Raw genomic sequence first — 16,510 nt, forward strand, 5'->3', positions numbered from 1 at the left:
TTTCCTTAACCAAAAGACAGGAATCACGGATATGATAGCCGCATTTACACAAACAACTCGCCTACTTATATTGGCACTACTTACTATGAGTCTTGTCGCCTGTGGCTTCCATTTACGCGGACAAGTTGATATTCCAGCTAAATTAACAGTTTTAACGTTAACATCCGAGAGTGGTTCTGAAGACTTTGACCGATCACTACGCATTGCTTTAGCAAGAGCCGGAGTCACCATCATTAATGAAGCTGATGCGACTGAAGCAACATACAACTTAAAAGTAAGCGCAATCAGCTCATCAAATACTGAGTTGGCGCGCAATGCTTCCAACGATGTATCTCAAGTTCAGCGCCGTCTAACTAGTCACTACTTTATTCGTCATGCAGATGGTAAAGCCATCTATGGCCCAAGAACCATCAGCACAACAAGAACATTGACTAACCAAGACGCAGAAGAAAGCGCAAAGCTTACCTACAACCAAACCCAAATGAAAAATATGAGTGAAGATCTAGCGGATAAACTCGTTTACGACTTAGGCTATGCTCCTCTTTAGGCAAATAGAATGAAAGTTCGTGCGGATCAACTAGAACAGCAGCTTAAAAAAAACTTAGCTCCCCTTTATATTATTTCAGGTGACGATGTTTTACTGTGCCAAGAAGCGGCGGACAGCATTCGTAAAGCAGCCCAAAAACACCAAATTGATGAGCGCTTACGATATGTCGCCGATGCACAGTTTGATTGGCAAGATGTTATTAATGAAAATCAGAGTTTGTCACTCTTCTCAACGCGTCGACTGTTTGACATTCAAATAGACAAGATGGGCGAAAAACACAGCAAAGCCCTCGCTCAATTAAGCCAATCACTAAGTGAAGACAACACCATCTTACTCACGCTTCCTAAAATCGATGCGCGAACTCAAAAAGCCAAGTGGTTCACTCAATTGGAATCCCAAGGCGTGTTTGTCCAAATCTGGCCCATTGACGCAAACAGGTTGCCCGCATGGGTTCAACAAAGAGCACAATCGTTAGATCTGTCTCTCAGCCGTGACGCGGCTAGCATCATTTGTGAGCGCGGTGAGGGAAACCTTTTGGCTCTGTCCCAAGAACTGGAGAAGCTAGCATTGCTCCATGGACAAGGCGCTCAAATTGATGCTGAGAAAATTATAGAGTCGGTTGCAGACAGCAGCCGCTACTCTATTTATGACCTTAGCGATCGAATTCTAATGGGCAAAGCCAAAGAAGCCATGCATTGCCTCAATCAATTGCTTGGCGAAGGTGTTGAACCCAGCATTATTCTTTGGCTGTTTAATCGTGAAATCCAAACATTGACGAATTTACTGCAGTCCATGCAATCTTCAAGCTTTAGACAAGCCTGCCAAAGCGAAAAAATATGGGATAAGCGAGTTCCTTTTTACGAAAGCGCTATGTCACGCCACAATAAAGTGACTTTGCCTTACATGCAGAACTATTTGGCATTAATGGACAAAAGCATTAAAGGCCTCGAAGGGCCAGATAACGCTACTGGATTTCGTAACCTAGTCATGATGTTTTGCGGCTACAAGCCCGTCACTACTGAATTAGACATTCCAGCATAGAGATAACAAAAACATTCCAGCTCACCTTTTATGTAGGTATAGAATATGACGGACTCGTCAATCATCGAAGAAATTAATACTTGGACCACGCCGTTATTTGTTACTCAAATGCCAGATCATGACTTCTTAAAAGAAGCATTGTTAGCGGCTGTTTATCAACAGAAAGCCTCCCAAACAACAGCCATTGAAAGCCAAATAGCCCCTAAAGCAAAACACGCTTTACATGAAAGTACTTTGGATTTTTTAGATCTGGCAGATGCCAATGTGATGGAAGCAAAACGCACAATAGAAGAATTAGTCTTAGAGATTGCAGGCTCTGTGAACCAAGCATTCTGGCCAGAAGACATGGAAGCCGATGCTCACATCATTGAGTCTTGGTACCATGTGACCCAAAAGGGTGGCTACCATGATGCACACTCACACCCAAATTGCTCTTGGTGTGGCATTTACTATTTAGAACCAGGTGATGCCAATATTGAGGGCAACGGTGGCCTAAATCGATTTTATGATCCTAGGGTCAATGCAGAACATTACGCAGATCCAGGAACAGCTTATTTAGGCGGCCACGGAGTGTGGGATTTCACCCCAACAGATGGGCAAGTTATTATCTTTCCATCTTATTTAAAACATTCTGCTTTACCTTACTTTGGCGATAAAGACCGAGTAGTCATCGCTTTCAACTGCATTATTGAAGCGTATTAAAAAGAAATTTAATAAGTTTCCACTCAAACATTCACAATAGATCGGTATTTGTAGTAATTTAACAAGACATGTTTTATTAGTACGGGGAAGTCTATGCGTGTCCAGTTTGATCAACTCAGCGCTAACCAGCGCTACCACCTGATCACTCAAACTATTACTCCACGCCCTATTGCGTGGATCTTGACCAAAAATGAGAGTGCAAGTTATAACCTTGCACCATTTTCCTATTTTGCCCCCGTCTCCTCTGACCCTGCTATTTTGATGGTTTCCATAGGTAACAAATCAGCGAGTGTCGCCAAAGATACAAAATACAATCTGCTACGCGAAAAGGAATGTGTCTTGCATATTCCTAGCGAGGAGATCATGAATGCGGTTAACGAAAGCTCTGGAAGTTTTGCTTATGGTGAATCTGAAATCCCCGCCTCAGGTGTAACTTTAGCCGAATTCACTGCTACTCTACCTCGGATTTCTGAGGCAAAAGTCGCCATGCGCTGTAAGTTGTACGATGTACATTCATTAGAAAACGCATCATTTTCTGCCGTTTTTCTAGAAGTACTAGATATTTATATTGATGAGGACCTTGTCACTCAAGAGTCTTCTCGGATTATTGTAGATAACCAAAAGCTCAACCCTCTCGCTCGATTAGGTGGCGATGATTATGCCCTTGTAGGCAAGACAGTGACGATGAAACGTCCTAATTAGGGCATCACAGATTTGAGGTAAACAAATATGGACGTAAAAAAACACATAAAAACTTTCCCTTTTATGGCAGATGTTGAGAGCGACTTAATGTCATCCCTCACAGATTTGGCCAGTTTAAAATCACTAAAGGCGGGTGAAGTTTTAGCAAAACAATTTGAAATAGGTCAGCACATCTATTTTTTACTAGAAGGCGAAGTATCCATTTCGGTTCCATTGCAAGATACCGGAAAGTCTTACAATGTGGGAGTAATCAATAATTTTCTCTCTCCCATCGGTTGGTCGGCCTTCCGCCACCCGTCACGTTACGCGACAACCTTTACCGCCACAAAATCCACTAAATTAATTGTGTGGCCCCTTGTAGAACTGCAGAAAATACTCGATTCAAACTTAGTATTTGCATCGCGTTTTTTGCAATTTGTCTACCAAGAATCTTTACCTGTTCTGACCAATGTCCAAAACCAAACACGACCATTCTTTTCCAATGAAACATTAGCGTTTGAAGAAACACGTCCGCTGCTCGACTCTGAAACACAAGTTCATGCGTTAAAAGATGCTATTAGTCTGCTCAATTATGCGCCATTTTGTGAAACCTTCACTCAAGTAGAGATACACGCACTCGCTAAAAAATCCTCTATTTTATTAGCTCATCAAGGTGACATATTAAGCCAACAAGACCAACCTGCAGATGGCTTATACCTTCTAATAAAAGGCAAAGTCGTTGTGAGTTATCAAACTGAGTCGGGAGACATTATTACAACCCGTACCATTTCTCGTCCGGGTACCGTACTTGCGTGGTCAACACAAGATGCTGAAATGAAAAACCGAGCATCCATCATCTCATCCAGAGACAGTAGCGTTCTGTTTATCGCGAGGGACGATTTACTAGAAATATTCGAAGCCAATCCTAAATTTTCGGTGAAATATTTATACCGTTTAATATGGTTAATTGGAGCTCATTTGTTAGCGGCTCGAATGCGCTACTTATCTCAAATAGCAAACGACGAAGTGCTCGCGGTTAGCAACGTTATTGAGCAAAATGCCGCCTTACTGCCTGTCAGCTCTCCACTCTATAAAGTCAGTGAGCTTCTCAAAAGCGCCGTCACAACAGATGAAGCATTTGGTGTACTTTATAAATGCCTGCATTTTGGCTGCGTATTAGAGCGCACTATTTCTGGCATGTGCTTAGATATTTTAAAAGATCTACAACGAGAAAATGCGTTTTATCGCCATCTACAAAATGTTTATGACACCATTAATAGCTTACCCAAAGACACACCTGCGCTTGACGCAAGACGCCTAGGCACAGAACTATTCAAACAAGCCTTTCAGCAAGTCCCCTATGTCATCAAAGGCTTGGAAAATCTGCCTAAAAAAGCCGGTTCATTGTTTATTTATAATCACTTGTTAGGCTCCCCAACCAACCGCCTACCTAATGGCTTTCGATTCTCTATGGACGCGCAGTTTATTAGTGCCATGGTTATTGATAATGAGTATGGTATATCTGGGCAGCGAGTGGTTCGCCGTAGTAAAGAAAGTGAATTCTGGCGTGATGATTTTTACGGTCGATTTGGTAATGTGTTTATTAATAGTTGGGAAGATCTGTCTAAAGACACACCAGAATACGATGCTTTTATTAAACAATCCCAAGAAACGTTACGCCAAAATTTCCCATTAATGATTTCGCCAGAAGGGCAAAGTTTCAGCACTCATCAATCACCTGGCACCCTATTGCCCCATGCTTTTGAACTCGCTGGATCGATGGACAGTGATGAGCCATGGATTGTACCTATCGTAGTGGCAAACTTTGACAAACGTGCTGACCACAATCTATATACCGTTATCATTAAACCAGCATTTAAACTCTCGAGTAAAGTCGATTACAAAGACAAAAAAGCATTAAACAAATTTTTGTTATCGTACCAAGAAGAATACAAAGGTTACGTGGATGAAGCCGTAGAACTATCAAGAGAAATTCGACAATACCCCATTTTTAGTGGAAAAAACGGCTATCGCTCCAATGTCATGAGCCTAAACCAGATTGACGTCGAATTTGAGTCGGATGTCCGAGAACTTGAATTTCACTTGGCTTATCAGGTTTACAAAGATCGACCTGTTGCTTTTTACGGCTCTTCAACTATGCGCTTATGGAGTGATTTTGCGCATAATTTCCGTGAAAAAGATGGGATTAACCTAGGGTTTGGCGGCGCAACCCTAGAGGCTTGCGTTTATTACTTTGAACGCATTATTCTCCCTCATAACCCGCGCTCCATGGTGATCTATGCTGGCGACAATGACATAGGCAACCATTGCGACAGCAACAAAGTAGTTGAGCTATATATCGAACTATTGCAAAAAATTGACCGACACTTACCAGGTATTCCGGTGACCTTAGTTAGCATTAAGTGTAGCCCTGCGCGCTTGAAGATGCGTAACACCATCGAAAAAGCCAACCAACAGTTAGCGCGCTTGGCTAAAACTCGGCCCAATACACAATACATAGATTTATTCTCTACCCTGTTAGATAAAGACGGAGAAATAAAAGACACCTTTTTTGAAGGTGATAGACTTCATCTAAATGAAAAAGCATATGAGCTATGGACCAAGAAACTGCTTGAAAAAGAAAGCTTTATCTTTCAGAAATAGCTAAAAACATCCCCTAACATTTTCACTATGTTAGGGGATTGTATTTAAAACCAGACAGCCTAGCGCTCCAATCCATGCATTCTTTCTTTGTGAAAATGAATACCTGGAGGACGACACTAAAAAGCTGAGAAAATAAAAAATGCTTGCCTGTATTGACCTTTTTTAAAAAAAAGGCCAGCATACAACTACAAATTATGTAACAGAACAAAGAGTTCTATAACTTTATGAATAACCAGATCTTAAATAAACACAACGGCGATAAACGTAAGGCTAAGAAGCTTTGCGGCGCTGACGTGTGGAAGTAAGATTTATAACAACTCACCGGCAGCATTCTCGCTGACGGTTTAATACTCTTCTCAGCAGAATGTATACCGGCCTAACAGAGGCAAAAGTATGTTCTACGGCGCAATCACAGCACTAATCACTCCTTTTCGTAATGGCCAATTAGATGAAGACGCTCTACGTAAAATCGTTCGCTGGCAAATAGATCAAGGTGTTAATGGCTTGGTTCCTGTCGGAACAACAGGAGAGTCGCCAACCTTAAGCGAACATGAACATAAGCGTGTTATTGAGATTACCGTACAAGAAGCCAATAAAGCCGTCCCTGTACTTGCAGGTGCAGGTTCAAACAACCCCGTTGAAGCAGTAAACTATTCTGAATTCGCTTATCAAGCTGGTGCTGATGCGACCTTACATGTAGCAGGTTATTATAATCGTCCAAATCAAACAGGTTTGTATGAACACTTCAAATATGTACACGACAACAGCAAACTCCCTATCATTCTTTACAACATTCCACCACGCGCCGTTGTTGGTCTAGAAGTGGCCACCTTATCCCGTCTTGCTGAATTACCAAGAATCATTGGCGTAAAAGACGCAACAGGAGACCTAACTCGACCTGTGCGGGAACGAGCGCTAATAAACAAACCATTTAGTTTTCTGAGCGGTGACGACGTAACAACAGTTGCATATAACGTTGGCGGTGGTAATGGCTGTATTTCTGTTACATCAAACGTTGCACCAAAACACGTTGTCGAGTTACAGCGCTTATGTCGTGAAGGGAATTATGTTGAAGCAGCACAATTACAGGACAAGTTATTTGCCCTACATAGTGCTTTGTTTATCGAACCAAACCCAGCTGGCCCAAAATACGCAATGTCCTTACTTGGTCTATGCACTGAAGAATGTCGTTTGCCTATGGTGCCACTGCAAGACAGCACCAAAGCCACCATTCGCCGCATCATGGAAGAACTGGAACTTATCTAAGCTTGATCATCATACTATTGCTCATAAAAAAGCCCGCATCTAAAAGCGGGCTGATTTATGAGAAACCTTCATAAAACTAAGATTTGGCAAGCCGCACAACATAAAGCAGAATAATAGCACCCACTGTTGCAGTAACCAGTGACCCTAAAAAACTTCCTGAATATAGACCAAGGAGTTGGAATGTAAAACCACCGACAAAAGAACCCACAACACCAATAACGATATTACCAACTAAACCAAAGCCACCACCTTTCACTAGCTGACCAGCCAACCAACCGGCTAATGCCCCGATAAACAAAAAAGCTAATAGTTCCATACAAACGATCCTTATGATGTTTAGTGTGTAGCTTGGTAGACTAGCACCTATTCTTTAAAGCGCCTATAAAAGTCACCAAATCCCCGTTATTACTAACCCATTTATTCTTTTTCTGTTACTTTGTCATGAAAGTGCCAAGCTTTTTTAATAAATATTGATCCGTTCTGTTTTGCAAAAATGTATTTTCTAACAACCCCCTCAACAAGGCTAAGTTAGGCCTTATAAGGAAATCTAAATGGGTAAAGTTCATTTTGTCGGTGGAGAAAAAGGTGGCGTCGGAAAATCTATGACGGCACGTGTTTTAGCTCAATATTACATAGATAACAATCAGCCATTTTTAGGGTTTGATTGTGATGCCTCACACAGTACTTTTTCACGTTTTTACAGCGAGTTTTCATCGCCTGTTTTAATAGGTGAAGAAGACAGTCTAGATGGCATGCTCGCCGCTATTGAAGAATACCCAGATCGAGATTTAATTATCGACCTTGCCGCTCAAGCCGCTCAGCCGCTAGGAAAATGGATTGAAGAAACCGACGTCTTTGGCCTTTTAGATGAAATGGGTTACCAAGTTTGTCTTTGGCATGTGATGGATGATGGCGCTGATTCAGTCTCATTATTGGATACGCTACTAGAACGCTATCAGCAACCTTCAGTCGACTTCGTTATTGTTCAAAATTTAGGTCGTGGTAGCGACTTTACTCGATTCAAAAAATCGGACACCATGAAAAAAGCACTTGAGCGAGATGCTCTAATTATCGAGTTACCTAAACTACAAAGCAAACTGACACAAAAAATTGACTTCAACAACAGCAGTTTTTGGGCTGTGGCGAATGATAAGGGCATTATGAACATTGCTGAGCGCCAACGCATGAAAGTCTGGCTACGCAACACTTACGCACAACTTGCTCAGCTGGGATAAGAGTTCGTTCAAATGCAAAAATTAAAAAGGGCCAATATGATATTGGCCCTTTACGTTTTAATAATGCGATAGAAGAACAGGCACTTTACGATTTATACATTTAACTCAGAGGAAGAGTTGAACGAAAACATTCGCACTTCGTCTCTTGCAAACCACCCCATTGACTCATAAAAAGTTTGGGCTGCCTTATTGTCTGCATGAACAAACAAATGTGTTTTGGCGATACCTTGCTTCGCAAGTCCATCAATTACTGCGTTGACCAATTGTTTCCCTAGCCCTTCTCCACGAGAAGCTGCATTAACAGCCAAATGTTGCAAATAACCTCGACGACCATCAGTGCCCGCCAATACCGCTCCGACCAGCAAACCTTGCTTTTCTACTACAAAGCTTAGTCCTGGATTTTTCTTTAAATAAAGAGTGATGTTTTCTTCAGAATCGGCACCACGCAAGCTCATGGACTCAGTATTTCCCCACAAAGCCGTCACTTGATCATAATCGGAAATTAGCATCTTACGCAGCACTAACAACTCCTTCGCCTTAGCATTCTGTACATTGAACAGATTTCTGAATTATTCCTGAACATCCATATACTTGTTTGCCCAAACGCGGTTTTCTTCCAAAGTGGAATAACGCGTAGATAACTCAGAAGCGTTCAAAGTGCCTTCAGCAATACCTCGTTGCTCACGCAAACAATCGTATGTCGCTTTGATCGCAGCAAAGTAGGCTGCGTGCCCATTAACAACAATACGCACACCATTCGCAGCAAGGCGTTCACGATCACGCAATTCTGGATTATCGTAAGCCACAAGCATGATTGGAATAGTAATATGCTGACTTATCTCTTCTAGATGAGCAAAGTCACGAATACCAACCATGCAAATACCATCAACCCCAACAGCTTGGTAAGCCTTAACTCGGGAAATGGTTTCTTCGGTCGATAATTGACCCGCATTAGTACGAGCAATAATACTCATAATAGGGTCGATACGTGCTTCTAAAGCCGCTTTTAATTTACCTACAGCCTCTTCTACTGGAATCAAATCAGTAGATTTATGACCGTACTTTGCTGGCAATAAAGTATCTTCTATCGTTAACGCTGCAACACCAGCTCGTTCAAGCTCAACAATGGTACGCATCACATTCAATGCATTACCGTAACCGTGGTCGGCATCGGCAATTATAGGCAAACGCGCTACACGACCAATTCGAGTCGCTTGCTCAGTAAATTCACTTAACGTAATCAAAGCAAAATCTGGAGCTGCCAATACCTGCAAAGACGCAACAGAGCCTCCTAAAATCCCGACTTCAAAACCAAGATCTGCAGCAATACGAGCCGACATAGGATCGAATGTAGAAGCAGTGTAATAACATTTACCGCTTGCTAATAATGCTCGAAAATCATTACGCAAATCGTGCTGGGAAGGTGTTGCCATGAATATACTCCTAAAAGACGTCACTAAATTTCATATAGTGTAAATGCCGCGGATTATACTCCGCTTACGTCTTTGCTTCATCTAATTCAAACCAACTGGTTAAGTTTTGTAAGTAAATGACACTCAAAAAAGCTTGAGTCTTAGCGAAATGAAAGGGATTTACAAACTATGAAAAAATCGGGGATATTGTTCAGGTCAATTTAAAACGGCACATTAGCTATTAAAAATTGGAGGCAGTAAAAAGGCTTACTCACTTTCATAGGCAAGCCTCTCTATAGCAATCAAAACATTACATGCTTTGAGGAACCTCACAAGCAAAGCTCTTCGCACTTTCTACATCACCTTTGCCATCATAGGTTGCGACGCCAATTCGCTCATGCCTTACTAAACAATGCCCTTCAACCTCATTAACACCTAGTTTAAGCATTCCTTTAGCCACGGTTTCAACTGAGTCAATCACGGTATTGTTTGCCGTTAATAGAGATGAAAATCCCTTACAACTCTTGGCTAAGGCAGAAGGTTTTGCCTCACTCAATTGTGGAATTGACACTGCAGTAGCAGCATTCGCTAGACCACTATAAGCAACACAACTACCAATGGTGAAGGCAAGTAAACTAGGTTTGTATAAAAATTAGCGCATTATCGACTTCCTTGTTTTGTTTTTATTAATAACTGTTATCCATCACAACAGAATAAAAGAGATAAACAAAAAAGGTGAATAATTTTTTCGCTCAGCCTATTCGAAAAATGCACAGCAATACGCTAAATGGTTGTAATTTTCCTACATAAAAAACCAAAAGAGCGAAAAAAGACCCTCTTATGAAAGAAACTTTCTTGTTTTTTAAAAAAAACTGCACTTAAGGGCTGTTTTTTGTACAGTGAAGCAGTGACAGAGGCAAATTCTAGGGATAACATACTGTCCCAGCATCCCCCATGCACCCTTTTATAACTCTCACTCTTACTGATAAATGTTAAGGTTCTCGAATGAACGCTTGGTATCTCATCTGTTTTCTTTCGGCATTAGCGGTTTTCATCGCTTTTACCAATCAATACATACTAAAAATGCAAACTACGATCGCCATCACAACTGGATCTGTCGTAATTTCATTACTTCTGATTCTTGCTGTTAAAATGCTTGGCGACGAAACCGCACTTTTCATTACACAAGTTGTTTCCGGTATAGACTTTAATCAGCTTTTGTTAAAAGGCATGTTAGGTTTTTTATTATTTGCTGGCGCATTAGAAATTGACCTAAATGCATTAAAAAGGCAACGCTGGGAAATCACCATACTGGTGCTTTTTTCTACCTTAGTTTCTACCTTTATCGTTGGTTACTTAAGCTACTTTGCATTTTCACTATTCAGCTTCCCTATCCCTTTCATTTATTGCTTATTATTTGGCGCCTTAATCAGTCCTACTGACCCGATTGCAGTACTAGCAATCATAAAGCAAATGAGCGCACCACAAGGTATTTCGATCCAAGTCGAAGGTGAATCCTTGTTTAATGATGGTGTAGGCTTGGTTATTTTTACGACCATTTTTGCTGTCGCATTTTATGGTACAGAAGCAAATTTTGCCGAAGTAGCAGAGCTCTTTTTAGTCGACGCTATTGGTGGAATCGTATTTGGTCTTGTTATTGCTCTAGTTGGTCACTTTGTCATCATCAACTGTAAAGACATCAATACTCGCTTACTAGTGACGTTGACCATCCCTTCCGCTGGTTTTGCACTAGCAAATATCTGGGAAATCTCAGGTGCGCTCGCGATGGTTACCAGCGGTATACTTCTAGGTAACATTACGCGAGCAACGGCATCAAAAAGACGCGGGCCTGATGGAACACGTTATGTAAAAGATTTTTGGCATGCGACAGACAGCTTCTTAAACGCCTTACTCTTCCTAATTATCGGCATGCTGATTGTTACCATCCCTCTAACATGGCAGATCATCGGTCTTGGCTTAGTTATGGTACCTATTGTGTTGTTGGCGCGTTTTATTAGTGTTGGCAGCCCTTACTTATTATTCAAAAGATTCCGTGAGTACGATAAGCACTCGGTAAAAATCCTTACATGGGGTGGCTTACGCGGTGGGTTGGCGTTGGCTATGGCGGCAGCCATTCCTAAAAATCAAATGATGATTGAAGGTTTAGACCTACACGACATCATGGTTATTATCACCTATGTAGTGGTTATTTTTTCCATTATCATACAAGGTTTGACCATATCCCCGTTGATTCAGAAAAGCATTCAAGCTGCGAAAGAAAAATCGAAATAAATTCAACGCTAGATTTAGATCATAAAAAGGGCCAACAGCAAGTTGGCCTTTTTTGTGACAAGATTAATCAGCTTCATTTTTCACTCACTTCACAAAACTTGCCATAGATCAGTAAAATAATAACGCTAACATCATAAAATACTTTTATAGGAACAGACGCCCAGAATTCACTTAGCACGAGAGAGCGCAACCGTGACACAAACGCTGCAAAGCAAACCTAATCAATCAACAGATATCACCAAGCGCAATAATGTAAATATATCAGGCAAAGGCACTCAAACCATTCTGCTTGCTCACGGTTTCGGCTGTAACCAAAATATGTGGCGCTTTATGGTGCCACAGCTTGAAAAGCATTTTCAGGTTGTTATGTTTGACTATGTCGGCTGCGGAAACTCCGACTTCTCAGCCTATCAAGAAAGTCGCTATCAACATTTAGAAGGCTATGCCTTAGACATTATCGAAATTTGTGATGACTTAAATATGCAAGATATCGTCTTTGTTGGTCACTCAATCAGCAGCACTATTGGCTGGATTGTCGCAGATCAGCGCCCCGAACTATTCTCCCATATGATCTCCGTCTGCCCTTCGCCCTGCTTTATAAATTGTGATCAAGAATATCAAGGTGGCTTTGAGCGAAGTGATCTTGACGGTTTAATTCAGCTAATGGACAAAGATTATATTGGTTGGGGAAATTATTTAGCCCCCATGGTAGTCGGAAATAATTTATCGCAGATTGAAGCAAACGCAGATGAAAACGACAGTTTAATAAATGAGCTACTGACTAGTTTCTGCTCGACTGATGTCATCTACTCTAAGCCATTTGCCCAAGCGACATTTCTCTCTGACTACCGAGAGTTATTGCCTCAAATAACCCATCCCTGTTTATTATTACAAAGTTCAAATGATTCATTAGTTGACGTCTCTGTGGGAAAATACACACAACAAAAATTACAAAGTTCAGAGCTAAAAATAATCGAAGCAAATGGCCATTGCCTTCATATGACTCACCCTATGCATGTTTTTAATAACATTCAATCTTTTATAGCAAACGACTGAGCAATCTCTTTTGCCATAGGATCAATCACTTGATTAAACCAACTAGCGGATAAGGTTCGCACCATGGTCGAGTAGCCATCTGCTTTTAACTCTCTTTTTACATAAAAAGTATTAGATGCAGAGAGCTCACCTGTCGCCGAGATAATCTGCCAACGCCCAGAAATATGCACAATACCATCTAAATCCGCGTAAAAATCATCCACTTCGATATTCAGCAATGCAATAGCATAAGAAGGTAATCTCTGACCACCAAACCAAGTAATATCTGGCAACGTCTTTTCTAAACGCTGCTGTGTTAAACGAGTGAGCTGTGGTGATAACGTCTCTGCCCATAAATTGCTTTGAGAACGATGTACAGCCCCATTATTCGTCACTAGTACTATTTCGTTACTTGCTAAATAATTCGCCACAACCACCGGCATTAACTGTACCGAAGTACTGTTTGTCGAAAGGGCATGTACATCTTTCAACCCTGTGTCCATTAATAAATATTCACTGCTTTGCACTGCCGTTGTTGAGCAACCAACAGCAGCCCAACTCACTATCAACAACAAGATTACCCGAAAACCTACCTTTACCATTGTTCTTTCCTTGTACTATTTCGCGGCTTTAGGCTGCACATCACTACGTGGCTTACTGTCAAAAATTAGGGTACTTGGTTTTTCCCTCAGTTGACGAAGTAAAGGCTGTAATTCATTTAATGCACGCCCCAAAGACACCATATTTTCTCTTAACGGACGTCCTATTTGGCCATTCGCTTGATACGTTTCTAATGTCAAATTCAACTCATTTATCGTCGCTGCCAACTCGGCGGGTAGCTGCTGAGTATCTGGCGAATTGAGCAACTGCGTTACGCTTTTACTAACAAGTTGCAACTGACGTAAGGTTTCACTTGCCTCATTCATTGTTTCAGAAACCTGCTCCAACGTACTATTTAAAGGCACTTGAGACAAGTTATCTAAAATACTACCCACCTTGCTTTCTATATTAGCAAAGGCATCAGGAGCTGTTGGAAAGACTTTAAAACCAGCAAACTCTTTCCACTTCACAGGAGGAGGGTTACCAACATAATCGATATTAATCACTTTGGCAGCGTTTAAATAGTTGCCAATTTTCAGCGATGCTCGCAAACCATTATCAATCCTTTCTTCTATATAAGCATGCCATTCAGCTAAGGACATGCCATCTTCAGGATTCAAAGAATTTAAACGTTGTGGTTCAATACGAGCCCGAACAGGAATCAAAGGCGTATCTAGTCCTGTTAGAGTTTGCATTGGAATACCACTAAACGGCACCTCTAAAACAGTACCAATTCTTACTCCTCGAAATTCCACAGCAGCGCCTGGCGTAAGCCCACTCACGTTGCTATCAAACATAAACACGTAATTTATAAATTCGCTGTACATGTTGTTTGTGGCACTATCTCTCGACGAGTACAAGCGAAAAGAAGTCATATCCGATACAGGCAGACCTGCCGTACGCCCTGTAGGGAGACCAAACGAAATACCACCAGCAAAAAAGGTTTCTAGAGAATCAAGACGCACTTCAAAACCGCTCGCAGAACTTTTAAATGACAGGCCAGGAGTCAACCAAAACTGCGACTCACTATTCACCAAAGCATCATAAGGTGAGCGGATCACCACATGATAAGTTATAGCGCCTTTGTCAGTATCGAAGCCAACTTTCTCAACATAGCCAACTTCGTAGCCTCGAAAATGCACAGAGGCACCAACATCAAGTTTGGCACCATCCATACTGGACAAAACAAGACGAACCCCTTCATTTTCAGTTGAAAGAGGTGGCTGACTTAGCAGTGTAAAATCTGTCTGTAATCGGCCCTTGGCGCCTGGTGTCATGTCAATATAGGCACCTGATAATAACGTTCCTAAGCCACTCACTCCTTCTTTACCAATTCTAGGTTTAACCACCCAAAACCTAGCATCGTCGCGAAGCATCTGCTCTGTACCATGCTGCATTCGTACCTTAATAATTGCTTTTTCAAAATCATCACTAAGACGAATACCAATAACCCTTCCCACATCTACATTACGCGATTTAAGTTTGGTTTTACCCACCTCAAGTCCGTCTGCATTAGACGCTATCAAAGTAATAACAGGGCCTTTGCTAGCCCAATTTTCATACAACATCCAGCCAGCTACTATTAAGGCAATCAAAGGTACTAGCCATATTGAATTGAATCGGACTTGTCGCATATTTTCGACTTGCTTGTTCGGATCACTCACTCTTTACCCCTTTCCAAAGCAGAAACACTAGATCCACCCTCTTTGTCCCATAACAACCTTGGATCAAAGGTCATGGCTGCCAGCATGGTCAATACAATAACAGCGGTAAATGACAAGACTGCAGGCCCAGGTAAAATTGACATAAAATTTCCCATTTGTACCAAACTGGTCAAAATAGCCACAACAAACACATCAATCATCGACCAACGTCCAACAAACTCAGTAATACGATATAGTTTAATTTTTTGTCCTGTCTGCTGATTGCTCGGAAAATAAGCCTGCCAGCATAACCAAGTCAAAGCCAATACTTTTGCAAGCGGTATCACCACACTCGCGATCAAGATAATCAGCGCGACAGGATAGGAACCTAACGACCAAAGCAATAATACACCTCCCATAATGGTGGAAGGGTCCGTAGTACCCAAAAATGTAGTTTGCATGATAGGAAACACATTAGCAGGAATATACATAACCAAAGAAGCAACGAGTAACGCGGCCGTAGTGCTTATACTTCTTGGTCGTCGGCTATAAACAGAATGGCCACAACGATCACAGTGCTTGGTATGAATAGCTTGGGTTGCGCCACAAAAATGACAACCAAGCAATCCCTGCCGCTTAGCCGTTACCTCAAGCACAGTAAAATTGGCTGACTTGCTAGAAATTTGATTCCAAAGCCAACGCTTATCGACTAAAACGACTGTTTTAAGCAACAATACTACGTAGCCACAAAAAGCCCAAAACGACAGTTCAAAAGAAATATCGGCCAAGCTGCTCATTTTCACCAACGCCACTAACACACCAACAAGAAAGACATCGACCATCAACCAAGGCTGAATCACCGTCACCCAACGCAGGCTATGACGTTGAATAACTCGCAATTTATGCTCCTGCGGTTGACGAAAAGACCAAACTAAAAATAATACAGACAACAAATAAATAATTGGAAATACAAACAAGGTGAGACTGATAATTGCACCTAGCACTAAGTAACCCTGACTCAGCAACAAATGGAGAGTAGTAAATAAAGAAACACTTCGTTCGATGCCATTAGTAGAGAAACCTAAAAAGGGAAAGCTCATAGCTAACGCAAGCATCAATAAAGAAGATAAACCAGCCCCCATAATTCTTGCTGATACAAGTTTATGGGCACTGACTAAAACATGGTTACAATGCTGACAGCGGTAGCGTTCACCAGCTTGTAGTGGCGGGATACGATTAACAAAATCGCATTCATCACAAATCGTGATAGTTTCATCAAATAGCAAATTACTCATAATAAAACCACGATCTAAACACCTCTTTAACTGAAAGCCACAGACCTATCTAACACGAGGTCTATGACAATAATCAAGCTATCTAAGATATTTTTAG

16 protein-coding genes are annotated in these 16,510 nt (G+C 41.4%); 9 read left to right on the plus strand and 7 right to left on the minus strand.

From position 1 onward, the window contains the following. Positions 1-31 precede the first annotated feature (31 nt). The 6 genes from JSY38_RS01975 (at position 32) to dapA (ending at position 6,901) form a co-directional block, all read left to right on the plus strand. Entirely contained in the window at positions 32-547 is a 516-nt protein-coding gene (locus JSY38_RS01975; protein ID WP_205114999.1) for an LPS-assembly lipoprotein LptE, read from the plus strand. Positions 548-556: 9 nt separating this feature from the next. Next, entirely contained in the window at positions 557-1,588 is a 1,032-nt protein-coding gene (gene holA, locus JSY38_RS01980; protein ID WP_205115000.1) for a DNA polymerase III subunit delta, read from the plus strand. Between the two features lie 45 nt (positions 1,589-1,633). Then, positions 1,634-2,290, plus strand: a complete 657-nt coding sequence (locus tag JSY38_RS01985) for a putative 2OG-Fe(II) oxygenase (protein ID WP_205115001.1) — start codon at positions 1,634-1,636, stop codon at positions 2,288-2,290. 93 nt (positions 2,291-2,383) lie between these two features. Then, the gene (locus JSY38_RS01990) at positions 2,384-2,992 is read left to right on the plus strand and encodes a flavin reductase family protein (RefSeq protein ID WP_205115002.1); all 609 of its coding nucleotides are present in this window, start codon (positions 2,384-2,386) and stop codon (positions 2,990-2,992) included. A gap of 27 nt (positions 2,993-3,019) precedes the next feature. Continuing rightward, positions 3,020-5,635: a cyclic nucleotide-binding domain-containing protein gene (locus JSY38_RS01995; protein WP_205115004.1), complete on the plus strand. Its 2,616-nt coding sequence runs from the start codon at positions 3,020-3,022 to the stop codon at positions 5,633-5,635. Positions 5,636-6,028: 393 nt separating this feature from the next. Further along, positions 6,029-6,901, plus strand: a complete 873-nt coding sequence (gene dapA, locus JSY38_RS02000; protein WP_114413287.1) for a 4-hydroxy-tetrahydrodipicolinate synthase — start codon at positions 6,029-6,031, stop codon at positions 6,899-6,901. Between the two features lie 76 nt (positions 6,902-6,977). Here dapA and JSY38_RS02005 read toward each other — a convergent pair whose 3' ends face one another. Beyond that, entirely contained in the window at positions 6,978-7,217 is a 240-nt protein-coding gene (locus tag JSY38_RS02005) for a GlsB/YeaQ/YmgE family stress response membrane protein (protein WP_114413288.1), read from the minus strand. Positions 7,218-7,452: 235 nt separating this feature from the next. On the opposite strand from JSY38_RS02005, the gene JSY38_RS02010 reads away from it, so the two are divergent. Next, positions 7,453-8,136 carry a P-loop NTPase family protein gene (locus tag JSY38_RS02010; protein WP_205115005.1) on the plus strand — a complete coding sequence of 228 codons (684 nt, stop codon included), beginning with the start codon at positions 7,453-7,455 and terminating at the stop codon, positions 8,134-8,136. Positions 8,137-8,228: 92 nt separating this feature from the next. Here JSY38_RS02010 and JSY38_RS02015 read toward each other — a convergent pair whose 3' ends face one another. The 3 genes from JSY38_RS02015 to JSY38_RS02025 form a co-directional block, all read right to left on the minus strand. Next, positions 8,229-8,657: a GNAT family N-acetyltransferase gene (locus tag JSY38_RS02015; protein ID WP_239544164.1), complete on the minus strand. Its 429-nt coding sequence runs from the start codon at positions 8,655-8,657 to the stop codon at positions 8,229-8,231. A gap of 48 nt (positions 8,658-8,705) precedes the next feature. Next, positions 8,706-9,569, minus strand: coding sequence for an isocitrate lyase/PEP mutase family protein (locus tag JSY38_RS02020; protein ID WP_114413291.1), 864 nt, complete (start codon positions 9,567-9,569; stop codon positions 8,706-8,708). 289 nt (positions 9,570-9,858) lie between these two features. Beyond that, on the minus strand, positions 9,859-10,119 hold the full coding sequence (locus tag JSY38_RS02025; RefSeq protein WP_205115006.1) for a hypothetical protein: 261 nt from the start codon (positions 10,117-10,119) through the stop codon (positions 9,859-9,861). A 434-nt stretch (positions 10,120-10,553) separates the two neighbouring features. Between JSY38_RS02025 and JSY38_RS02030 the strand changes: the two genes are divergently transcribed. Together JSY38_RS02030 and JSY38_RS02035 are read left to right on the plus strand one after the other, a co-directional pair. Continuing rightward, positions 10,554-11,840: a cation:proton antiporter gene (locus JSY38_RS02030; protein WP_114413293.1), complete on the plus strand. Its 1,287-nt coding sequence runs from the start codon at positions 10,554-10,556 to the stop codon at positions 11,838-11,840. Between the two features lie 192 nt (positions 11,841-12,032). Beyond that, positions 12,033-12,896, plus strand: coding sequence for an alpha/beta fold hydrolase (locus JSY38_RS02035; RefSeq protein WP_205115007.1), 864 nt, complete (start codon positions 12,033-12,035; stop codon positions 12,894-12,896). On the opposite strand, the gene JSY38_RS02040 is transcribed toward JSY38_RS02035, so the two are convergent. From JSY38_RS02040 to JSY38_RS02050, 3 genes are read right to left on the minus strand one after another with little or no spacing between them, the layout of a single operon-like run. Beyond that, complete coding sequence (locus JSY38_RS02040; RefSeq protein ID WP_205115008.1) at positions 12,872-13,477, minus strand: PqiC family protein; 606 nt, start codon at positions 13,475-13,477, stop codon at positions 12,872-12,874. The two genes, JSY38_RS02035 and JSY38_RS02040, sit on opposite strands and share 25 nt — an antisense overlap. A 15-nt stretch (positions 13,478-13,492) precedes the next feature. Next, entirely contained in the window at positions 13,493-15,139 is a 1,647-nt protein-coding gene (gene pqiB, locus JSY38_RS02045; protein ID WP_205115009.1) for an intermembrane transport protein PqiB, read from the minus strand. After that, complete coding sequence (locus JSY38_RS02050; RefSeq protein WP_205115011.1) at positions 15,136-16,413, minus strand: paraquat-inducible protein A; 1,278 nt, start codon at positions 16,411-16,413, stop codon at positions 15,136-15,138. Before JSY38_RS02050 ends, pqiB begins: the two co-directional genes overlap by 4 nt. Between the last annotated feature and the right edge of the window lie 97 nt (positions 16,414-16,510).

It is taken from the genome of Marinomonas foliarum, assembly GCF_016906065.1.
Lineage (GTDB): Bacteria > Pseudomonadota > Gammaproteobacteria > Pseudomonadales > Marinomonadaceae > Marinomonas > Marinomonas foliarum.

Coding starts and splice junctions, on each gene's coding strand:
- JSY38_RS01975 (WP_205114999.1), top strand. CDS start 32: ATGATAGCCGCATTTACACAAACAACTCGCCTACTTATATTGGCACTA.
- dapA (WP_114413287.1), top strand. CDS start 6,029: ATGTTCTACGGCGCAATCACAGCACTAATCACTCCTTTTCGTAATGGC.
- JSY38_RS01990 (WP_205115002.1), top strand. CDS start 2,384: ATGCGTGTCCAGTTTGATCAACTCAGCGCTAACCAGCGCTACCACCTG.
- JSY38_RS02050 (WP_205115011.1), bottom strand. CDS start 16,413: ATGAGTAATTTGCTATTTGATGAAACTATCACGATTTGTGATGAATGC.
- JSY38_RS01995 (WP_205115004.1), top strand. CDS start 3,020: ATGGACGTAAAAAAACACATAAAAACTTTCCCTTTTATGGCAGATGTT.
- JSY38_RS01985 (WP_205115001.1), top strand. CDS start 1,634: ATGACGGACTCGTCAATCATCGAAGAAATTAATACTTGGACCACGCCG.
- JSY38_RS02030 (WP_114413293.1), top strand. CDS start 10,554: ATGAACGCTTGGTATCTCATCTGTTTTCTTTCGGCATTAGCGGTTTTC.
- JSY38_RS02005 (WP_114413288.1), bottom strand. CDS start 7,217: ATGGAACTATTAGCTTTTTTGTTTATCGGGGCATTAGCCGGTTGGTTG.
- JSY38_RS02020 (WP_114413291.1), bottom strand. CDS start 9,569: ATGGCAACACCTTCCCAGCACGATTTGCGTAATGATTTTCGAGCATTA.
- JSY38_RS02010 (WP_205115005.1), top strand. CDS start 7,453: ATGGGTAAAGTTCATTTTGTCGGTGGAGAAAAAGGTGGCGTCGGAAAA.
- JSY38_RS02040 (WP_205115008.1), bottom strand. CDS start 13,477: ATGGTAAAGGTAGGTTTTCGGGTAATCTTGTTGTTGATAGTGAGTTGG.
- holA (WP_205115000.1), top strand. CDS start 557: ATGAAAGTTCGTGCGGATCAACTAGAACAGCAGCTTAAAAAAAACTTA.